Source organism: Paucibacter sp. XJ19-41 (assembly GCF_028462495.1).
Taxonomy (GTDB): Bacteria; Pseudomonadota; Gammaproteobacteria; order Burkholderiales; family Burkholderiaceae_C; genus Roseateles_E.
In genome coordinates, this window is the sequence record NZ_JAQOWX010000308.1 from 1 (window position 1) to 396 (window position 396).

Genomic DNA, 396 nt, shown 5'->3' on the forward strand with positions numbered 1-396 from the left:
TCACCATGACCGGCGAGGGCAAGACCTTGCTCAATGATCCCAAGGTCAGGGCCGCCTACCTGGGCGAATAGTTCTCACGCGGGCTTACCGTTTCCGCCTCGCAAGGCGCCCGCCCGCGCGCCATCAACGCTGGGCATTGATCGTCCTGGAGAAGAGTTTGATGAACATTCAAGTGAAGCTTGCAGTGCCTTTGGCCGTGATGGCGCTGACCGGTGCTGTCCAAGCACAAGAGCTGGTCGTCAAGATCGGCCATGTCGGCCCGACCAGCGGCGCGATTGCCCATCTGGGCAAGGACAATGAGTTGGGCGCCCGCATGGCCATCGATGAGTTGAACGCCAAGGGCGTGACCATCGGCGGCAAGAAGGCCAAGTTCGAGCTGCTGGCCGAAGACGATGC

General features: G+C 61.4%; 1 protein-coding gene. It reads left to right on the plus strand.

The window, feature by feature from the left end; all coding sequences use genetic code 11:
• Nucleotides 1-160 precede the first annotated feature (160 nt).
• Nucleotides 161-396, plus strand: a 236-nt coding sequence (locus PO768_RS29125) for an ABC transporter substrate-binding protein (protein WP_272648842.1), incomplete at its 3' end; no start/stop codon positions are given.